The sequence below is a fragment of the Stenotrophomonas sp. Steno-Z2 genome (assembly GCF_056393235.1).
In genome coordinates, this window is sequence record NZ_JBWJOY010000001.1 from 546,751 (window position 1) to 565,132 (window position 18,382).

The 18,382-nt window shown below is 70.4% G+C and carries 18 protein-coding genes; 14 read left to right on the plus strand and 4 right to left on the minus strand.

Annotated features, from left to right (window positions below; genetic code table 11):
- Positions 1 to 64: 64 nt before the first annotated feature.
- On the minus strand, positions 65 to 1,138 hold the full coding sequence (locus AC06FP_RS02390) for a 3-deoxy-7-phosphoheptulonate synthase (protein WP_478074353.1): 1,074 nt from the start codon (positions 1,136 to 1,138) through the stop codon (positions 65 to 67).
- Positions 1,139 to 1,445: 307 nt separating this feature from the next.
- Here AC06FP_RS02390 and trxC point away from each other — a divergent pair, with 307 nt between their 5' ends.
- Positions 1,446 to 1,892 (plus strand): thioredoxin TrxC, encoded by a 447-nt coding sequence (gene trxC / locus AC06FP_RS02395; protein ID WP_478074354.1) that lies wholly within the window; start codon positions 1,446 to 1,448, stop codon positions 1,890 to 1,892.
- Positions 1,893 to 1,973: 81 nt separating this feature from the next.
- Here the strand turns inward: trxC and groL are convergent, their stop codons facing one another.
- Both groL and AC06FP_RS02405 read right to left on the minus strand, forming a co-directional pair.
- Positions 1,974 to 3,617, minus strand: coding sequence for a chaperonin GroEL (groL, locus tag AC06FP_RS02400; RefSeq protein WP_104939693.1), 1,644 nt, complete (start codon positions 3,615 to 3,617; stop codon positions 1,974 to 1,976).
- Positions 3,618 to 3,676: 59 nt separating this feature from the next.
- Positions 3,677 to 3,964 (minus strand): co-chaperone GroES, encoded by a 288-nt coding sequence (locus AC06FP_RS02405; RefSeq protein ID WP_104939694.1) that lies wholly within the window; start codon positions 3,962 to 3,964, stop codon positions 3,677 to 3,679.
- Positions 3,965 to 4,175: 211 nt separating this feature from the next.
- Between AC06FP_RS02405 and cutA the strand changes: the two genes are divergently transcribed.
- From cutA to purD, 12 genes are all read left to right on the plus strand, one after another.
- Entirely contained in the window at positions 4,176 to 4,499 is a 324-nt protein-coding gene (cutA, locus tag AC06FP_RS02410; protein WP_478074355.1) for a divalent-cation tolerance protein CutA, read from the plus strand.
- A gap of 7 nt (positions 4,500 to 4,506) precedes the next feature.
- Positions 4,507 to 6,834 (plus strand): protein-disulfide reductase DsbD family protein, encoded by a 2,328-nt coding sequence (locus AC06FP_RS02415; protein ID WP_478074740.1) that lies wholly within the window; start codon positions 4,507 to 4,509, stop codon positions 6,832 to 6,834.
- Position 6,835: 1 nt separating this feature from the next.
- Positions 6,836 to 7,408 (plus strand): TlpA family protein disulfide reductase, encoded by a 573-nt coding sequence (locus tag AC06FP_RS02420; protein ID WP_478074356.1) that lies wholly within the window; start codon positions 6,836 to 6,838, stop codon positions 7,406 to 7,408.
- 206 nt (positions 7,409 to 7,614) lie between these two features.
- Positions 7,615 to 8,049 carry a type II 3-dehydroquinate dehydratase gene (gene aroQ / locus AC06FP_RS02425; protein WP_478074357.1) on the plus strand — a complete coding sequence of 145 codons (435 nt, stop codon included), beginning with the start codon at positions 7,615 to 7,617 and terminating at the stop codon, positions 8,047 to 8,049.
- 61 nt (positions 8,050 to 8,110) lie between these two features.
- A complete protein-coding gene (gene accB / locus AC06FP_RS02430) occupies positions 8,111 to 8,599 on the plus strand; it encodes an acetyl-CoA carboxylase biotin carboxyl carrier protein (RefSeq protein WP_456117189.1) in 489 nt (162 codons plus the stop codon).
- Positions 8,600 to 8,609: 10 nt separating this feature from the next.
- The gene (accC, locus tag AC06FP_RS02435) at positions 8,610 to 9,977 is read left to right on the plus strand and encodes an acetyl-CoA carboxylase biotin carboxylase subunit (RefSeq protein WP_055766277.1); all 1,368 of its coding nucleotides are present in this window, start codon (positions 8,610 to 8,612) and stop codon (positions 9,975 to 9,977) included.
- A gap of 316 nt (positions 9,978 to 10,293) precedes the next feature.
- Positions 10,294 to 11,208 (plus strand): 50S ribosomal protein L11 methyltransferase, encoded by a 915-nt coding sequence (prmA, locus tag AC06FP_RS02440; RefSeq protein ID WP_456117190.1) that lies wholly within the window; start codon positions 10,294 to 10,296, stop codon positions 11,206 to 11,208.
- A 29-nt stretch (positions 11,209 to 11,237) separates the two neighbouring features.
- Positions 11,238 to 11,987 (plus strand): DUF3426 domain-containing protein, encoded by a 750-nt coding sequence (locus AC06FP_RS02445; protein WP_478074358.1) that lies wholly within the window; start codon positions 11,238 to 11,240, stop codon positions 11,985 to 11,987.
- Between the two features lie 98 nt (positions 11,988 to 12,085).
- The gene (gene fis / locus AC06FP_RS02450) at positions 12,086 to 12,358 is read left to right on the plus strand and encodes a DNA-binding transcriptional regulator Fis (RefSeq protein ID WP_153189641.1); all 273 of its coding nucleotides are present in this window, start codon (positions 12,086 to 12,088) and stop codon (positions 12,356 to 12,358) included.
- Positions 12,359 to 12,668: 310 nt separating this feature from the next.
- On the plus strand, positions 12,669 to 14,252 hold the full coding sequence (gene purH, locus AC06FP_RS02455) for a bifunctional phosphoribosylaminoimidazolecarboxamide formyltransferase/IMP cyclohydrolase (RefSeq protein WP_478074359.1): 1,584 nt from the start codon (positions 12,669 to 12,671) through the stop codon (positions 14,250 to 14,252).
- A gap of 11 nt (positions 14,253 to 14,263) precedes the next feature.
- Positions 14,264 to 14,665, plus strand: a complete 402-nt coding sequence (locus AC06FP_RS02460) for a hypothetical protein (protein ID WP_478074360.1) — start codon at positions 14,264 to 14,266, stop codon at positions 14,663 to 14,665.
- Positions 14,666 to 14,687: 22 nt separating this feature from the next.
- A complete protein-coding gene (gene purD, locus AC06FP_RS02465) occupies positions 14,688 to 15,974 on the plus strand; it encodes a phosphoribosylamine--glycine ligase (RefSeq protein WP_478074361.1) in 1,287 nt (428 codons plus the stop codon).
- Between the two features lie 259 nt (positions 15,975 to 16,233).
- Here the strand turns inward: purD and AC06FP_RS02470 are convergent, their stop codons facing one another.
- Positions 16,234 to 17,229: an aldo/keto reductase gene (locus AC06FP_RS02470; protein ID WP_478074362.1), complete on the minus strand. Its 996-nt coding sequence runs from the start codon at positions 17,227 to 17,229 to the stop codon at positions 16,234 to 16,236.
- A gap of 77 nt (positions 17,230 to 17,306) precedes the next feature.
- Between AC06FP_RS02470 and AC06FP_RS02475 the strand changes: the two genes are divergently transcribed.
- Positions 17,307 to 18,227 carry a LysR substrate-binding domain-containing protein gene (locus AC06FP_RS02475; protein WP_478074363.1) on the plus strand — a complete coding sequence of 307 codons (921 nt, stop codon included), beginning with the start codon at positions 17,307 to 17,309 and terminating at the stop codon, positions 18,225 to 18,227.
- The last annotated feature ends 155 nt before the right edge of the window (positions 18,228 to 18,382 follow it).

Consider the following 18,382-nt stretch of genomic DNA (forward strand, 5'->3'; position numbering starts at 1 on the left):
CTGCCTCCCGCCGCGTAAACTACTTGGACTGGCCGATGCGTGCCAGTGCAGGCGTCACATCCGCTCAGGCGGCCGCTTCCAGCCGCGCGCGGCGGCGCACGCGCACCGCCTCGGCCAGGCGCTCGAGCACCTGCACGGTGCTGTCCCAGCCGATGCAACCATCGGTGATGCTCTGGCCGTAGACCAGCGGCTGGCCTTCGACCAGGTCCTGGCGACCAGCGACGAGGTGGCTTTCGACCATCACCCCGACCACGCGCGATTCGCCCGCTTCCAGCTGGCCGGCGATGTCCTCGATCACCTGCGGCTGGTTCTCCGGCTTCTTGCTGCTGTTGGCGTGGCTGGCGTCGATCATCAGCCGCGCCGGCAGCTGCGCCTTGCCCAGCACCTCGCTGGCCGCCTGCACGCTGGCCGCGTCGAAGTTGGGCAGCTTGCCGCCGCGCAGGATGACGTGGCAATCCGGGTTGCCGCGGGTGGCGACGATGGCGGTGCCGCCCTCCTTGGTGACCGACAGGAAGTGATGCGGATGCGAGGCCGCGCCGACCGCGTCGGCGGCGATCTTCACATCGCCGGTGGTGCCGTTCTTGAAGCCCACCGGGCACGACAGCCCCGAGGCCAGTTCGCGGTGCACCTGGCTCTCGGTGGTGCGCGCGCCGATCGCGCCCCAGGCCACCAGGTCGGCGATGTACTGCGGCGAGATCACGTCGAGGAATTCCACGCCGGCCGGCAGGCCCAGCTTGTTGATGTCGCGCAGCAGGCCGCGCGCCACGCGCAGGCCCTTGTTGATGTTGAAGCTGCCGTCCAGGTCCGGGTCGTTGATCAGGCCCTTCCAGCCCACCGTGGTGCGCGGCTTCTCGAAGTACACGCGCATGACGATTTCCAGTTCCCCGCCCAGCGCGTCGCGCAGCGGGCGCAGGCGCTGGGCGTAGTCCATCGCCGCCACCGGGTCGTGGATCGAGCAGGGCCCGACCACCACCGCCAGGCGGTCGTCCTGGCCGTGCAGGATGCGGTGCAGCGCGGCGCGCGCGTCGGCCACGGTCTGCGAGGCGTCCTCGTCGCAGGGCAGCAGCGAGATCAGGTGGGCCGGCGGGGTCAGCGGGTCGAGCCTGCGGATGCGAAGGTCGTCGGTATGGGGGGGCATGGCGGGGGTCTCCGGTTCAAGCGTGTTGGGGTTGCCCCAGCGGAAGGCGGCATCAAAAAAGCCGCCAGGGTCGCTGGCGGCTTTTCGGGAATGCGTCTGAAAGTTTCTTCAGGGTGAGCGCAGTCCTTCCTCCGCCAGCGGCTTCGGAAAGTAGTACCAAAAGTAAAAGCGGGCGCGGGCTGCGTTCATGGGCTGCATTGATAACACGGTTTTTTGTGCGATGCGACAGTTTCAGACGCAACCGGGATTCACCACGGCCGCGCGATACTTGCCGACGCCGCCAGAACCGACACCCCGCGAGGCCGGAATGAACACCGACGACCTGCTGCAGATCGCCTGCCCGCACTGCAACGCCATCAACCGGGTGCCGGCCGCGCGGCTGGGCCAGTCGCCCGCCTGCGGGCGCTGCCATCGGCCGCTGTTCGCCGCCGCGCCGGTCGCGCTCGATGCCGCCGCCTTCGATGCCCACGCGCAGCGTTCGCAGCTGCCGCTGCTGGTCGACTTCTGGGCGGCCTGGTGCGGCCCCTGCCGGCAGATGGCGCCGGAGTTCGCGCGGGCGGCCGCGCAGCTGGAGCCACAGGTGCGCCTGGGCAAGCTGGATACCGAGGCCGAACCGGCCCTGGCCACGCGCTTCGGCATCCGCAGCATCCCGACCATGGTGCTGCTGCACGGCGGCCGCGAGCTGGCGCGCCAGTCCGGCGCCATGCCGGCCAGCGCCATCGTGCAGTGGGTGCGCCAGCAGCTGCCGCGCTGAGCAGCGGGCGCCGCAAAAAAGAAACCCCGCCTCGCGGCGGGGTTCCTTCATGCAACAGGCAGCGGTGAAGCCGCAGCGGACTTAGAAGTCCATGCCGCCCATGCCACCCATGCCGCCCATGCCACCGGCCGCGGCCGGCTCGTCCTTCTTCGGGGCCTCGGCCACCATCGCTTCGGTGGTGATCATCAGGCCGGCGATCGACGCGGCGTTCTGCAGCGCCGAACGGGTCACCTTGGTCGGATCCAGGATGCCGAACTCCAGCATGTCGCCGAACTCGCCCGAGGCGGCGTTGTAGCCGAAGCTGCCGGTGCCTTCCTTGACCTTGTTGACGATGACCGACGGCTCTTCGCCGGCGTTGGCGACGATTTCGCGCAGCGGGGCTTCCATGGCGCGCAGGGCGATCTGGATGCCGTGGTTCTGGTCTTCGTTGGCGCCCTTCAGGCCGGCCAGCGCGGTGACCGCACGGATCAGGGCGACGCCGCCGCCCGGCACCACGCCTTCCTCGACCGCCGCACGGGTGGCGTGCAGGGCGTCGTCGACGCGGTCCTTCTTCTCCTTCATCTCGATCTCGGTCGAAGCGCCGACCTTGATCACGGCAACGCCACCGGCCAGCTTGGCCACGCGCTCCTGCAGCTTCTCGCGGTCGTAATCGGAGGTGGTGTCCTCGATCTGCACCTTGATCTGCTTGACGCGCGATTCGATGGCGGCAGCATCGCCGGCGCCGTCGATGATGGTGGTGTTCTCCTTGGAGACCTGCACCTTCTTGGCGCGGCCCAGGTCCTTGATGGTGGCCTTCTCCAGCGACAGGCCCACTTCCTCGGAGATCACGGTGCCGCCGGTCAGCACGGCCATGTCTTCCAGCATCGCCTTGCGGCGGTCGCCGAAGCCCGGGGCCTTGACGGCCACGACCTTGACGATGCCGCGGATGGTGTTGACCACCAGGGTCGCCAGCGCTTCGCCTTCGATGTCCTCGGCCACGATCAGCAGCGGCTTGCCGGCCTTGGCGACGCCTTCCAGCACCGGCAGCAGGTCACGGACGTTGGAGATCTTCTTGTCGTGCAGCAGGATGAACGGGTCGTCCAGGTCGGCCGACTGCGCCTGCTGGTTGTTGATGAAGTACGGCGACAGGTAGCCGCGGTCGAACTGCATGCCCTCGACCACGTCCAGCTCGTTCTCCAGGCCCGAGCCTTCCTCGACGGTGATCACGCCTTCCTTGCCGACCTTCTTCATCGCCTCGGCGATGATGTTGCCGATCGATTCGTCCGAGTTGGCCGAGATGGTGCCGACCTGGGCGATGGCCTTGTCGTCGGCGGTGGGCTTGGAGATGTTCTTCAGCTCGGCGACGGCGGCCACGACGGCCTTGTCGATGCCGCGCTTGAGGTCCATCGGGTTCATGCCGGCGGCCACGGCCTTGGCGCCTTCGCGGATCAGGGCCTGGGCCAGCACGGTGGCGGTGGTGGTGCCGTCACCGGCGTTGTCGTTGGTCTTGGAAGCGACTTCCTTGACCATCTGCGCGCCCATGTTCTCGAACTTGTCGGCCAGTTCGATTTCCTTGGCGACGGACACGCCGTCCTTGGTGATGGTCGGGGCGCCGAAGCTCTTCTCGAGCACGACGTTGCGGCCCTTCGGGCCCAGGGTCGCCTTGACGGCATTGGCGAGAATGTTGACGCCGCGCACCATGCGCGAACGGGCGTCTTCACCGAAACGGATATCCTTGGCAGCCATTGCTATACCTCAGTGGATCAGGGTTGTAAGGGGTCTTGGGAGGCGTTCTGGAGCGCGGCTCAGCCGATGACGGCCAGCACGTCGTCCTCGCGCAGCACCTTGTATTCGACGCCGTCGGCCTTGTAGGTCGAACCGGCGTACTGGCCGTAGATGACCTTGTCGCCGACCTTCAGCGCCGGGGCGCGGACGCTGCCGTTGTCCAGCGGCTTGCCGGGGCCGACGGCCACGACTTCACCCTTGGTGGACTTTTCCTTGGCCGAATCGGGGATCAGGATGCCACCGGCAGAGACTTCCTCGGCTTCGATGGGCTTGACCACGACGCGGTCGTGCAGCGGCTTGATGCTCATGTGAGACCTCTTAAGTTGTTGATTGGTCTGGAAAGTCCGGCGGTTGCCACCCTGCTTCGGGCAATGGCGGCACCACGCGTAAAAACGCCCGTCGAACGGGCTTGGCTGGGAGATGGGGACCGCCGGAGGGCTTTCAAGGGGTTGTTTCCGGACTTGTTTTCCCCGGCACGCCGGGGAGGCGGCAGCGGCGGGGCAATGCCACAATGCCGCGATGGATGCCCGCCTGGTCTTCTGCACCTGCCCCGATACCGCCACGGCCCAGGCGCTGGCCCGGCTGCTGGTCGAGCGTCGCCTGGCCGCCTGCGTGAACTTGTTGCCGCCGATGCAGTCTGTGTATCGCTGGCAGGGACAGGTCGAGCAGGCGGAGGAAGTGCAGCTGCTGGTCAAGACCACCGCCGACCGCGTGGAAGCGTTGACGGCGGCGCTCCTGCAGCACCACCCCTACGAATTGCCGGAGATACTGGCGCTTTCCCCCAGCGCCGGGCTGCCGGCCTATCTGGACTGGATCCGGGCCCAGACCCGTGAGGACACCTGACTTGAAGATGCTGTTGCGCCGTTTCACCGCCCTGTGCCTGTTCTCCCTCTGCGCCCTGCCCGCCCTGGCCGTCAGCGAAAAGGACCTGCTGCCGGTCGACCAGGCCTTCGCCCTCCAGGTCGAGGCACCGACGCGCGACCGCATCGAGCTGCGCTGGGACATCGCGCCGGGCTATTACCTCTACCGCCACCGCACCAGCGTCAAGGCCGGCCCCGGGTTCAGCGCCGGCGCGCTGCAGATGCCCGACGGCGAGAAGAAACACGACGAATTCTTCGGCGACGTGGAAACCTATCACCGGCAGCTGAAGGCCACCCTGCCCGGCAGCGCCGACGCCGGCGCCGGGACGGTAACCCTGGAAGTCCGCTACCAGGGCTGCGCCGATGCCGGCGTGTGCTACCCGCCGCAGAAGCGCAGCGTCGAGGTCCGGTTGCCCGGCGCCACCGCCGCGGCCGCGCCGGCCGGCGGCGCGCCGATGTTCAATCCGCTGGCGCGCACCGACGGCGGCGGGCTGAAGCTGCCCGGCGCGGCGGCGACGCAGAGCCTGCCGCTGCCCTCGGAACAGGCGTTCGGCTTCGAGGCGATCGTCGATGACGGCAACCGCCTGCTGCTGCGCTTCACCCCGGCGCCGGGCTACTACCTGTACCGCGACCGCACCTCGCTGGCGCTGGAAGGCGCGGCCGGCGTGCGCACCGGCAAGCCGGAGTGGCCGGCCGGCACGTCGCACCGCGACGAGCATTTCGGCAACGTGGTGGTGTATTTCGACCAGGTCGACGTGCCGCTGCCGCTGCACCGCGAACGCGCCGACGCCAGCCCGGCGACGCTGGTGGCCACCTTCCAGGGCTGCCAGACCGACGGCATCTGCTATCCGCCGATGACGCGGCGGGTGCGGCTGTCGCTGCCGGCCGGCAAGGTGTCGCCGAGCGGCGAGGCCGCGGTCACCCCGCTGGTGATCCCGCCGCTGCCCAGCGGCCGCAAGCCCGCCGACCTGCCGGTCGTTGACCCGCTCAATCCGCCGGCGCCGCAGCCGCTGGTGGTGCGCGCCAACGACAACGCCAAGGGCGCCGCCCAGGCCACGCCCGACGCATCGGCCGACAATGCCGGGCGCAGCCGGCCGCCGGCGGACGCCGGCGAAGGCGACTCGCTGGCGTGGATCCTGCTGCTGGCGCTGGCCGGCGGGCTGGTCCTCAACCTGATGCCGTGCGTGCTGCCGGTGCTGTCGCTGAAGGTGCTGGGACTGGCGCAGAGCGGCGAGAGCCGCCAGCACGCGCGCCGCCATGCGCTGTGGTACACGCTGGGCGTGCTGGTCGCCTTCACCGCCATCGGCGCGCTGGTGCTGGCGCTGCGCGCGGCCGGCCAGGCCGCTGGCTGGGGCTTCCAGCTGCAGCATCCGTGGTTCATCGCCGCGCTGGTCTACCTGATGTTCGTGGTCGGCCTGAGCCTGTCGGGCGTGTTCACGCTGGGCGGCAACCTGGGCGGCGTCGGCCAGTCGCTGGCCAGCCGCAAGGGCGCGGCCGGCGATTTCTTCACCGGCGTGCTGGCCTGCGTGGTCGCCAGCCCCTGCATCGCGCCCTTCATGGGGCCGGCGCTGGGCTATGCCTTCACCGCGCCGGCGGCAATGGCGATGCTGGTGTTCCTGGCGCTGGGGCTGGGGCTGGCGCTGCCGTTCCTGCTGATCGGCTTCGTGCCGGCGCTGGCGCGGCGCCTGCCGCGCCCGGGCGCGTGGATGGAGACCTTCAAGCAGGTGCTGGCGTTCCCGATGTACCTGACCGCGATCTGGCTGCTGTGGGTGCTGGGCAAGCAGCGCGGCATCGACGCGATGGCGCTGCTGCTGGCTGGCGCCGCGCTGCTGGCTCTGGGGCTGTGGTGGTTCGAACGCAGCCGCTGGCACAGCCGCCGCGCCGGCATGGCGCTGGGCGCGCTGCTGGCCCTGCTGGCGCTGGCCCCGGTCTGGGGCGTGACCCGGATGGAAGCGCCGGCGCGCGCCGCCAGCGAGGGCACGGTGGCGTATTCGCCGGAAATGCTGGACCGCCTGCGCGCGGACAACCGCGTGGTCTTCGTCAACATGACCGCCGACTGGTGCGTGACCTGCAAGGCCAACGAACGCAACGTGCTCGACCGCGACGCCTTCCGCGACACCCTCAGGCGGGTGGACGCGGTGTACATGCACGGCGACTGGACCAATGTCGACCCGCAGATCAGCGCCTTCCTGGAGCAGCACAAGGCCGTGGGCGTACCGCTCTACGTGGTGTACGGGCCCGGCGCGCCACCGCGGGTGCTGCCGACCGTGCTGACCCAGTCCATCGTCGAGGACGCGCTGCTGCGCGCGGCCCGCTGAGATGGGCCGCGCGCTGTGGTGGGTGGCGGGCATCGCCGCGGCGGCCGGACTGGCCGCCGGCGCCTGGCTGGGCCACCCCACCGGCCCGACGATACCGGCGATGACCGAGCCTTCGACGGCGCCGGTCGCTACGGTGCCGGCATCCGCGCTGGCACCGGGCGATCCGATGCCCGCCTTCACCCTGCCCGACCTGGACGGCATGCCGGTGCGGTTCCCGGACCGTTTCCTCGGCCGGCCGCTGCTGATCAATGTCTGGGCCAGCTGGTGCGCGCCCTGCATCGAGGAGATGCCGGAGCTGGCGCGCTTCGCCGCCCGCCATGCCGACAGCGGCCCGCAGGTGGTGGGGCTGGCGCTGGACACGCACGAGGCCGTGCTCGATTTCCTCGGCAACGTGCCGGTGTATTACCCGATCGTGCTGGAAACGCCGGGGCCGGCCGACGCCAGCGTCAAGCTCGGCAACAGCCAGGGGCTGCTGCCCTACAGCGTGCTGGTCGATGCGCAGGGCCGGGTGGTGAAGCAGAAGCTGGGGCCGTTCAAGGCCGGGGAGATCGAGGAATGGGCGGCAACGCCGTAGCGGCGGGGCTTGCACCGCACGCCTTTCCGGCGACGCGCATGCGGGGCCAGGCCCCGCGTCCATGAGCGTGAAGCCCTGCTGCACGGAACCCGGGCGCAGCGACCCCCGGTTTCAAACAGGCAATTAAAACATCGTCAATTTCGCCGAACTGGACAGCATTCCCCGGTTCGCTCACACTGCCGCCCTTTCCCGCCCACCGCTGGCCCATGGCGAAACTGCTGGTCCTCCACGGCCCCAACCTGAATCTGCTCGGCACGCGCGAGCCGGAGGTCTATGGGCACACCACGCTGGCCGACATCGACGCGGCGCTGGTGCGCCAGGCGCAGGCGGCCGGGCATGCGCTGGAGAGCCTGCAGTCCAACGCCGAGCACGTGCTGGTGGACCGGGTGCAGGCCGCGCGCGGCGACGGCACCGCCTTCATCCTGGTCAACCCGGCCGCCTTCACCCACACCTCGGTGGCGCTGCGCGACGCGCTGGCCGCCGTGGCCATCCCGTTCATCGAGATCCACCTGTCCAACCCCCACGCCCGCGAACCCTTCCGCCAGCACAGCTATTTCAGCGACAAGGCGGTGGGTGTCATCTGCGGCTTCGGCGCGGACAGCTACCGTTACGCCATGGACGCCGCGCTGCAGCGGCTCTGATCCCCATTCCCCGGCGGTGGGCGCGAGCGCGCCGCCGCCGACAACACCCAAGAGGCATCCTATGGACCTGCGCAAAATCAAGAAGCTGATCGACCTGCTGGAAGAGTCGAACCTGGCCGAGATCGAGATCAAGGAAGGCGAGGAATCCGTGCGCCTGTCGCGTACCCCGGTGGGCGGCTACGTGCCGGCGCCGGTGGCCGCGCCGGCCTATGCCGCCGCCCCGGCTGCGCCCGCGGCCGCCCCGTCCATGCCGATGAGCTCGCCGACCGAAGCGTCCACCGGCGGCACCGCCAAGCCGGGCAACGCCCTGCCGGACGGCCACGTGCAGCGCGCGCCGATGGTGGGCACCTACTATGCGTCGCCGTCGCCGGACAAGCCGCCGTTCGTCAGCGTCGGCCAGCAGGTCAAGGCCGGCGAGACGCTGGCGATCATCGAGGCGATGAAGATGTTCAACCCGATCGAGGCCGAGGTGGCCGGCACCGTGGTCGCCATCCTTGGCGAAAGCGGCAACCCGGTGGAGTTCGACCAGCCGCTGTTCGTGATCGCCTGAGGCGCCGGCCATGCTCGACAAGGTCGTAATCGCCAACCGGGGTGAGATCGCGCTGCGCATCCTGCGCGCGTGCCACACCCTGGGCATCCGCACGGTCGCGGTGCATTCCACCGTCGACCGCAACCTCAAGCACGTGGCCATGGCCGACGAGTCGGTCTGCATCGGCCCGGCACCGTCGTCGGAGAGCTACCTCAACATCCCGGCGCTGATCGCCGCGGCCGAGGTCACCGACGCGCAGGCCATCCACCCCGGCTACGGCTTCCTCTCCGAGAACGCCGATTTCGCCGAGCGCGTGGAGCAGTCCGGCTTCATCTTCATCGGCCCCAAGGCCGACACCATCCGCCTGATGGGCGACAAGGTGGAAGCGATCCGCGCGATGAAGGCCGCCGGCGTGCCGTGCGTGCCCGGCTCGGGCGGCCCGCTGGGCGACGATGCAGCCACCAACGTCAAGATCGCCCGCGAGATCGGCTACCCGGTCATCGTCAAGGCGGCCGGCGGCGGCGGCGGCCGCGGCATGCGCGTGGTCCACACCGAGGGCGCGCTGGTCAACGCCATCGCCACCACCAAGCAGGAAGCCAAGGCCGCGTTCGGCAACGACATGGTCTACATGGAGAAGTTCCTGGAGAACCCGCGCCACGTCGAGATCCAGGTGCTGGCCGACGGCCAGGGCAACGCCATCCACCTGGGCGAACGCGACTGCTCGATGCAGCGCCGCCACCAGAAGGTGGTGGAGGAAGCGCCGGCACCGGGCATCACCCCGGAACTGCGCGAGGAGATCGGCAAGGTCTGCGTGGAAGCCTGCATCCGCATCGGCTACCGCGGCGCCGGCACCTTCGAGTTCCTGTTCGAGAACGGCCGTTTCTACTTCATCGAGATGAACACCCGCATCCAGGTGGAACACCCGGTGACCGAGATGATCACCGGCATCGACCTGGTCGCCGAGCAGCTGAAGATCGCCGCCGGGCACAAGCTGTCGATCAAGCAGAGCGACATCAAGATCAACGGCCACGCCATCGAGTGCCGCATCAACGCCGAGGACCCGGAGACGTTCTTCCCCTGCCCCGGCACCATCACCGGTTTCTATCCGCCGGGCGGCCCGGGCGTGCGCGTGGACACGCACATCTACGGCGGCTACCGCGTGCCGGCCAACTACGACTCGATGATCGGCAAGCTGATCGTGCACGGCCCGGACCGCGACACCGCCATCGCCCGCATGCGGGTGGCGCTGAGCGAGATGGTCGTGGACGGCATCAAGACCAACGTCGCCCTGCAGCAGCGCATCATGCGCGACAAGGGCTTCCAGGCCGGCGGGCAGAACATCCACTACCTGGAAAAGCGCCTGGCCGAGCGCAAGAACCAGTCGATCGCGCTGACCTGAGCGGCGCGACCACGGGGTGACCGGAGAAGGCAGGGAAACCTGCCTTCTTCCTTTTCGGCGCCTTCCCCGATGGGGCCGCCTGGCCTGCGTGCCTTTGGCGCGCTCACGAATGAACGCCCACACGGCCTGGGGCGGGGCGCAGGGCGAGGTCGCGACAGCGCAATGCGCCCGGTCCTCCAGGCGTGCGCGGGAAAACGGATCGCCGGCAACGCCGTCAACCGACCGGAGAAGCGGCAGGCGCCGGAGCACTTCCGCGCGCATTCGGCCGCCGCCTCGTCTAGGATGCCCGCTTCCGTTCCGCTGTCGCCGTCGCCCCATGCCTTTCCTCGAACTCACCCTGCGCTGCACCGAAGCCACCCAGCCCCGTTACGAGAACGCCCTGGAGGACGTCGGCGCGCTGGCGGTGACGATGCTCGACGCCGATGCCGATACCAGCAACGAGCGCGCGATCCTGGAGCCGGGCGTGGGGCAGACGCCGCTGTGGAACGCGCTGGTGCTGACCGCGCTGTTTCCCGCCGACACCAATGCGCTGGCGCTGCTGGCCGCGCTGGAATCCTTCGACGCCGGGCTGGACTGGAGCAGCGCCGGTTTCCGTTCGGTCCAGGACGAGGACTGGGAGCGCGCCTGGCTGGACCAGTTCCAGCCCATGCAGTTCGGCCAGCGCACCTGGATCGTGCCGTGGAACCATGAGCTGCCCGAGGCGGCGCAGGCGGCCGACGCCGCCGTGGTGCGGCTGGATCCGGGCCTGGCCTTCGGCTCGGGCACCCACCCGACCACCGCGCTGTGCCTGCGCTGGCTCGACCAGCTGGCCGCCGACGGCGAACTGGCCGGCCGCAGCGTGCTCGACTTCGGCTGCGGCTCGGGCATTCTTGCGCTGGCCGCGCTCAAGCTCGGCGCCGCGGCCGCGGTGGGCGTGGACAACGACCCGCAGGCGCTGACCGCCACCGCCGACAACGGCGAGCGCAACGGCGTGCGCATCGCCGCCTACCTGCCCGAGGACGAGCCGGCGGCGACCTACCCGGTCGTCGTCGCCAACATCCTGGCCTCGGCGCTGGACGCGCTGGCCGGGCTGCTGGCCGCACGCGTCGCGCCCGGCGGCCGCATCGCCCTGTCCGGCATCCTGCACGGCCAGGAAGGCGAGCTGCTGGAACGCTATGCCCCCTGGTTCGAGCAGCTGGAAGCCGTGCAGGACGGCGACTGGATGCGCATCACCGGCGTGCGCCGTGCTTGAATGAGGGCAGCGTCCCCGACCCGCCCGCCATGAGCGCAGACACCACGCCGCCCCGTCCTTCGCTGGCCACGCTCCTGCAGCGCGGGCCCGCGCCCCGTTCCGCGGAGCCGACGGCAGCGGAAGGCGCCGCCGATGCGGACGTTCCGCAGCCGGAAGCAGCGTCCCCGGTCGCGCCTGCGCAGGAAGAAGAAACACCGGAGGGTGTCGACGCCGACATGCCCATGGAACAGGACGGCGACGGTTCGCGGGCGGAAGGAAACATCGCGCCGAGCTTCCTGCGCCGCGCACCGGCAAACCCGGCCGCCGCGCGCCGCACCCCGCGCTGGCAATGGCTGCTGCTGGCGGCGCTGGCGCTGCTGCTCGCCATCCAGGTGGTGCTCGCCGACCGCGCCACGCTCGCGGCCCGCGCCGGCTGGCGGCCGGTCGTGGCCGGTCTGTGCGCGGTCCTGCGCTGCAGCCTGCCGGCCTGGCACCAGCCGGAGGCCTACACCATGCTGCAGCGCGACGTCCGGCCGCTGCCCGGGCGCCAGGGCGTGCTGCAGGTCCAGGCCAGCTTCCGCAACGACGCACGCTGGGCACAGGCCTGGCCGGCACTGTCGTTGTCGCTGTCCGATGCCGACGGCCGCGTGATCGGGCGCCGCCTGCTGCAACCACGCGACTACCTGGGCGCCGCGCACGATCCGGCGCAGCGGCTGGAGCCGGGGCAGAGCGCGCAGGTCGCGTTCCTGCTGCGCGAGCCCTCGGCGGCCACCGTGGCTTATACCTTCGAGTTCCGTTGACCGTGCCACACGGCATGGCAGCCCCCTCGCCCACGCGCTAGACTCCCCTCCCCATGCCGGGCGCCGCCGCGCCGGCTCCGCTGAATCCGGGAATCCCCTTGAACGCTGCCCCACCCCGTCCTGACAGCAGTCGTGGCGCTCCGAAGCCGCCGCTGCGCGAACACGTCGCCCAGTCCGTCCGGCGCTACCTGCGCGATCTGGACGGTTGCGAGGCCGACGACGTCTACGAGATCGTCCTGCGCGAGATGGAAATTCCGCTGTTCGTGGAAGTGCTCAACCATTGCGAGGGCAACCAGAGCCGCGCCGCGGCCCTGCTCGGCATCCACCGCGCCACCCTGCGCAAGAAACTCAAGGAATACGGGCTGGCCTGAGTTGCGCCATCGCTGCGCGCTGTCGCCCCACGGTTTGCATTGCAGGCCGTGGGCCCCGTCTTTCGCCCTCCACGCCCCGCGCCTTCGGCGCGCCCCCTGACCCAGGGTCTCTGCTCCAGATACATCCCCAATGCCTGCAGTGGCTGCCGGCCGTTGGCCGGCACTTTGTCTCCGGTACCCGCCCGACATCCCGGCGCTGCGCAGCGTCCCGAACAGGCAACCGGCAGTACCGCTCGTCACCGCTGCAACCAGACCGGCACGCTGCGCGCGGCTACAATACCGGCCCGCTTCCGCTTCCCTCCCCACCCCCATGTCCGCTGATCTGCTGCCCGTGCGCCGGGCCCTGCTGTCCGTTTCCGACAAGACCGGCCTGGTCGACCTGGCCCGCGCGCTGGCCGCGCGCAACGTCGAGCTGCTGTCCACCGGCGGCACCGCCAAGGCGATCCGCGAGGCCGGCCTGCCGGTCAAGGACGTATCCGACCTCACCGGCTTCCCGGAAATGATGGACGGCCGCGTCAAGACCCTGCACCCGGTGGTGCACGGCGGCCTGCTCGGCCGCGCCGGCACCGACGACGCGGTGATGGCCGAGCACGGCATCGCGCCGATCGATCTGCTGGTGCTGAACCTGTACCCGTTCGAGTCGGTCACCGCCCGGGCAGACTGCACGCTCGCCGACGCGGTGGAGAACATCGACATCGGCGGCCCGGCCATGCTGCGCAGCGCCGCCAAGAACTTCGCCCGCGTCGCCGTGGCCACCAGCCCGGACCAGTACGAGGCGCTGCTGGCCGAACTGGCCGCCAACGACGGCCGGCTGTCGGCCGCCAGGCGCTTCGAGCTGTCGGTGGCCGCGTTCAACCGCGTCGCCCAGTACGACGCGGCGATCAGCAACTACCTGTCGGCCGTGACCGACACCAGCGCCGCTGTGCCGGTGCGTGAGGAATACCCGGCGCAGATGAACTCCACCTTCGTGAAGGTGATGGACCTGCGCTACGGCGAGAACCCGCACCAGAGCGGCGTGTTCTACCGCGACCTGTACCCGGTGCCGGGCACCCTGGCCACCTTCGTGCAGCTGCAGGGCAAGGAACTGAGCTACAACAACCTGGCCGACGCCGACGCCGCGTGGGAATGCGTGCGCCAGTTCGAGGTGCCGGCCTGCGTCATCGTCAAGCACGCCAACCCGTGTGGCGTGGCCATGGCTGCCGATGTCGGCGCCGCCTACGAGCTGGCCTACAACACCGACCCGACCAGCGCGTTCGGCGGCATCCTCGCCTTCAACCGCACGCTGGACGCGGCCACCGCCAAGGCCATCCTCGACCGCCAGTTCGTCGAAGTGCTGATCGCCCCGGACTATGAGCCGGCCGCGCTGGAATACGCCACGAAGAAGGCCAACGTGCGCGTACTGCGCATCCCGGCCGGCGAGGCGCGCAACAACTACGACAGCAAGCGCATCGGTTCGGGCCTGCTGATCCAGAGCGCGGACAACCGCGGCATGACCGCCGATGAGCTGAAGACGGTGACGCAGCGCGCGCCGACCGCGGCCGAGCTGCGCGACCTGCTGTTCGCCTGGCGCGTGGCCAAGTACGTCAAGTCCAACGCCATCGTCTATGCGAAGGACGAGCGCACGATTGGCGTCGGCGCCGGGCAGATGAGCCGCGTGTACTCGGCGCGCATCGCCGGCATCAAGGCCGCCGATGCCGGGCTGGTGGTGCCGGGCTCGGTGATGGCCTCGGATGCGTTCTTCCCGTTCCGCGACGGCCTGGACGCCGCCGCCGAGGCCGGCATCACCGCGGTGATCCAGCCGGGCGGCTCGATGCGCGACGCCGAGGTGATCGCCGCGGCCGACGAGCACGGCATCGCCATGGTGTTCACCGGCGTGCGCCACTTCCGCCACTGAGGCCGCAGACGATGAAGCGCCTGCTCCCCGTCGCCCTGCTGCTGCCGCTGCTGGCCGCCTGCGGCAGGGACAGCCTGGGCGATGCGCAGCAGCAGGCCATCGCCGCGCTCGGCAGGCAACTGCCCACGCCCTACCGCGACGGACTGGTGATCGAATCGGTGCACCGCCATGGCGATGACCTGGTGCTGGTGATCCGCTCCCCGGACATCACCCGCGCCATGGCCAAGGCCAGGCCGGAGGTGTTCGACGCGCTGCGCGCCGACGAGCAGGCGGCGATGCATGAGCTGTGCGGCGAAGCATCGCTGGTACCGGTGTATGCGGCCGGCGGCGGCATGCGCCGCCGTTTCGTCGATGCCGATGGCGCGGTGTTCTTCGAGGCGACGCTGAAGGCCTCCGACTGTTCTTCTCCTTGAATTCCCCACAGGAACTGACCCCATGAAGATCCTCGTCATCGGCTCCGGCGGCCGCGAACACGCCCTGGCCTGGAAACTGGCCCAGTCCGCGCGCGTGAGCGAAGTGCTCGTCGCGCCGGGCAACGCCGGCACCGCGGGCGAAGGCAAGTGCCGCAACGTGGCGGTCAAGGTCACCGACATCGCCGGCCTGCTGCAGCTGGCCCGGGACGAAGCCGTGGGCCTGACCGTGGTGGGCCCGGAAGTGCCGCTGGTGGCCGGCGTGGTCGACGCGTTCCGCGCCGCCGGGCTGCGCATCTTCGGGCCGACCGCCGCCGCCGCGCAGCTGGAAGGCAGCAAGGCCTTCGCCAAGGATTTCCTCGCCCGCCACGGCATTCCCACCGCGTTCTACGCGGTGCATACCGAGGTGGACGCCGCGCTGGCCTACCTGCACGAGAAGGGCGCGCCCATCGTCATCAAGGCCGACGGCCTGGCCGCCGGCAAGGGCGTGATCGTGGCGATGACGCTGGCCGAAGCCGAGGCCGCGGTGCGCGACATGCTCAGCGGCAACGCCTTCGGCGACGCCGGCGCGCGCGTGGTGATCGAGGAATTCCTGGAAGGCGAGGAAGCCAGCTTCATCTCCATGGTCGATGGCCGCGTCGCGCTGCCGATGGCGACCAGCCAGGACCACAAACGCGTGGGCGATGGCGACACCGGCCCCAACACCGGCGGCATGGGCGCGTATTCGCCGGCGCCGGTGGTGACGCCCGAGGTACATGCGCGGGTGATGCGCGAGGTGGTGGAACCGACCGTGGCCGGCATGATCGCCGACGGCGTGCCGTTCACCGGCTTCCTCTATGCGGGCCTGATGATCGACGCCAGCGGCGCGCCCAGGGTGATCGAATTCAACGTGCGCTTCGGCGATCCGGAAACCCAGCCGGTCATGCTGCGCCTGCAGTCCGACCTGGTCGACCTGGTGGAAGCCGCCATCGACGGCGGACTGGCCGGCGTGGAAGCGCAGTGGGATCCGCGCCCGTCGCTGGGCGTGGTGATGGCTGCCAGGCCGTACCCGGAAACGCCGGTCACCGGCGACGTCATCGGCGGCCTGGCGGAAGTGCCGGCCAGCGCCAAGGTGTTCCATGCCGGCACCGCGCTGGACGCCGACGGCAACGTGGTCAGCGCCGGTGGCCGCGTGCTGTGCGTGGCCGCGCTGGGCGACAGCGTTTCCGACGCGCAGCAGCGCGCTTACGCCGGCGTGGCGAAGATCCACTGGGCCAACGAGTTCCACCGCAACGACATCGGCTGGCGCGCCATCGCCCGCGAGCAGCAGTAAGCGCAAGCCATCACGCTCGCCCCTACCTCGTAGGAGCGGCTTCAGCCGCGAAGGGCTTTACCGGCAAGGCCCCTTTCGCGGCTGAAGCCGCTCCTACAAGGGCGGAGGACGCAGAGCGGTGCGAGGCAACGGCCAACGGCTCCGCCGCAGCGACATCGACTGGCGCGCCCTCGCCGCTCCCCGTAGGAGCGGCTTCAGCCGCGAGAAGCTTTACCGGGAAGGCGCCTTTCGCGGCTGAAGCCGCTCCTACCGGTGCGTGTCAGCGATGCACGCTGCCGATGCTGGAGGCCGGGTAGCGCGCGCCGGCGGCGGCGGCGACCGGGAACACCGCGTCGATCCGCGCCAGGTCGTCGGCATCCAGCGCCACGTCCAGCGCGCCGAGGTTTTCTTCCAGATACGCCAGGCGCTTGGTGCCGGGAATCGGCACTAGGTCCTCGCCCTGCGCCAGCACCCAGGCCAGCGCCAGCTGCCCGGCGCTGACGCCCCTGGCCGCGGCCAGCGCGCGCACCTGTTCCACCAGCGCCAGGTTGCGGGCGAAGTTGTCGCCCTGGAAGCGCGGCGAATGGCGGCGGTAATCGTCCGCGTCGAAATCCTCCGGCGTGCGGATCGCGCCGGTCAGGAAGCCACGGCCCAGCGGCGAGTACGGCACGAAGCCGATGCCCAGTTCGCGCACCATCGCGAGCACGCCGTTCTCCTCCGGCTCGCGCGACCACAGCGAGTACTCGGTCTGCAGCGCGGTGATCGGGTGCACCGCATGCGCGCGTCGGATCGTCTCCGGCGCCGCCTCCGACAGGCCGAGCCAGCGCACCTTGCCCTGCTCGACCAGCCGCGCCATCGCGCCCACCGTGTCCTCGATCGGCACGGCCGGGTCCACGCGGTGCTGGTAGTACAGGTCGATATGGTCCACGCCCAGCCGCTTCAGGCTGGCCTCGCAGGCGGCCTGCACGTACTCGGGCCGCCCGTCGACGCCGCGCGCCTGCGGGTCGGACGGATCGAGGCGGATGCCGAACTTGGTCGCCAGGAATACCTGCTCGCGGCGGTCGGCGATGGCGCGCCCGACCAGCACCTCGTTGGTATGCGGGCCGTACATGTCGGCGGTGTCGAGCAGGGTGACGCCGCGTTCCAGCGCGCGGTGGATCACCGCGATGGCCGCGGCATCGTCGCCGCGGCCGCCATAGAACGCGCTCATGCCCATGCAGCCGAGGCCGAGCGCCGAAACGGTGGGGCCGTTGCGGCCGAGGGTGCGGGTTTTCATGGCGTTGCTCCATCTCAGGGGAAGGCCACTGTAGAGGGCGGGCTTCCATCGATAAATCCGGATAATCTGCAACCTCAATGAAGCCCGACTTCACAATCGAGCCGTCACTGCTGCCGGCACTGGCCGCCTTCGCCTGCGTGGCGCGCCACGCCAGCTTCAGCCGCGCGGCGATCGAACTGGGCATGTCGGCCTCGGCCGCCTCGCAGGCGGTGCGCAGCCTGGAACGGCGGCTGGGCGTGCGCCTGCTGCACCGGACCACACGCCGGGTCGGCCTGACCGAGCCCGGCGAACGCCTGCTGCGCGAAGCCGCGCCGGCGCTGGCGCGCATCGGCGGCGCGCTGCAGGCGCTGGAGGAAAGCCGCGACATCCCTGCCGGGCGCCTGCGCATCACCGCGCCGCGGATCGTGGTGGAACGCATGCTGCTGCCGCACCTGCCGGCGTTCTCCGCGCGCTTTCCCCACGTCGAAGTGGAGCTGGCGGTGCAGGCGGCGCTGGTCGACCTGGTGGCCGAGGGCTTCGATGCCGGCATCCGCCTGGGCGAATCGCTGGCCGACGGCATGGTGGCGGTGCCGCTGGGGCCGCCGCAGCGCCTGGTGGTGGTGGGCGCACCGGACTACCTGCGCCGGCATCCGCCGCCGCAGACGCCCGAGGCGCTGGGCGCGCACGCCTGCATCCGCTACCGGCGCAGCGACGGCCGGTTGATGCCGTGGGAGTTCACCCGCGACGGCCACGACTTCAGCGTCGAGGTCGGCGGCGGGCCGATCTTCAACGACAGCGGGCTGGGCCGGCGCATGGCCATCGCCGGGCTGGGGCTGGCGCAGGTGTTCGAGGCGGCCGCGGCCGACGACCTCGCCGCCGGCCGCCTGCTGCGCCTGCTCGATGCCTGGCAGCCGCCGTTCCCGGGTTTCCACCTGTACTACCCGTCGCGCGAGCAGCTCGCGCCCAAGCTGCGGGTGTTCGTCGACTTCATGCGCGGGGCCAACGCGCCGCACCGATAGGGCAGCGCCTGCGCCGCGGGCGATTTCCCCGGCGATGCGTTACAGGCGCGCGCCTGCATGTGCGCTGCTTCGCGCCGGGCATTGCCCCGCCGCCTTGCCGCTTTCACGCCCGCACTGCAAGCTGGGCCATCCCCACGCTTCGCGACACCCCGCAC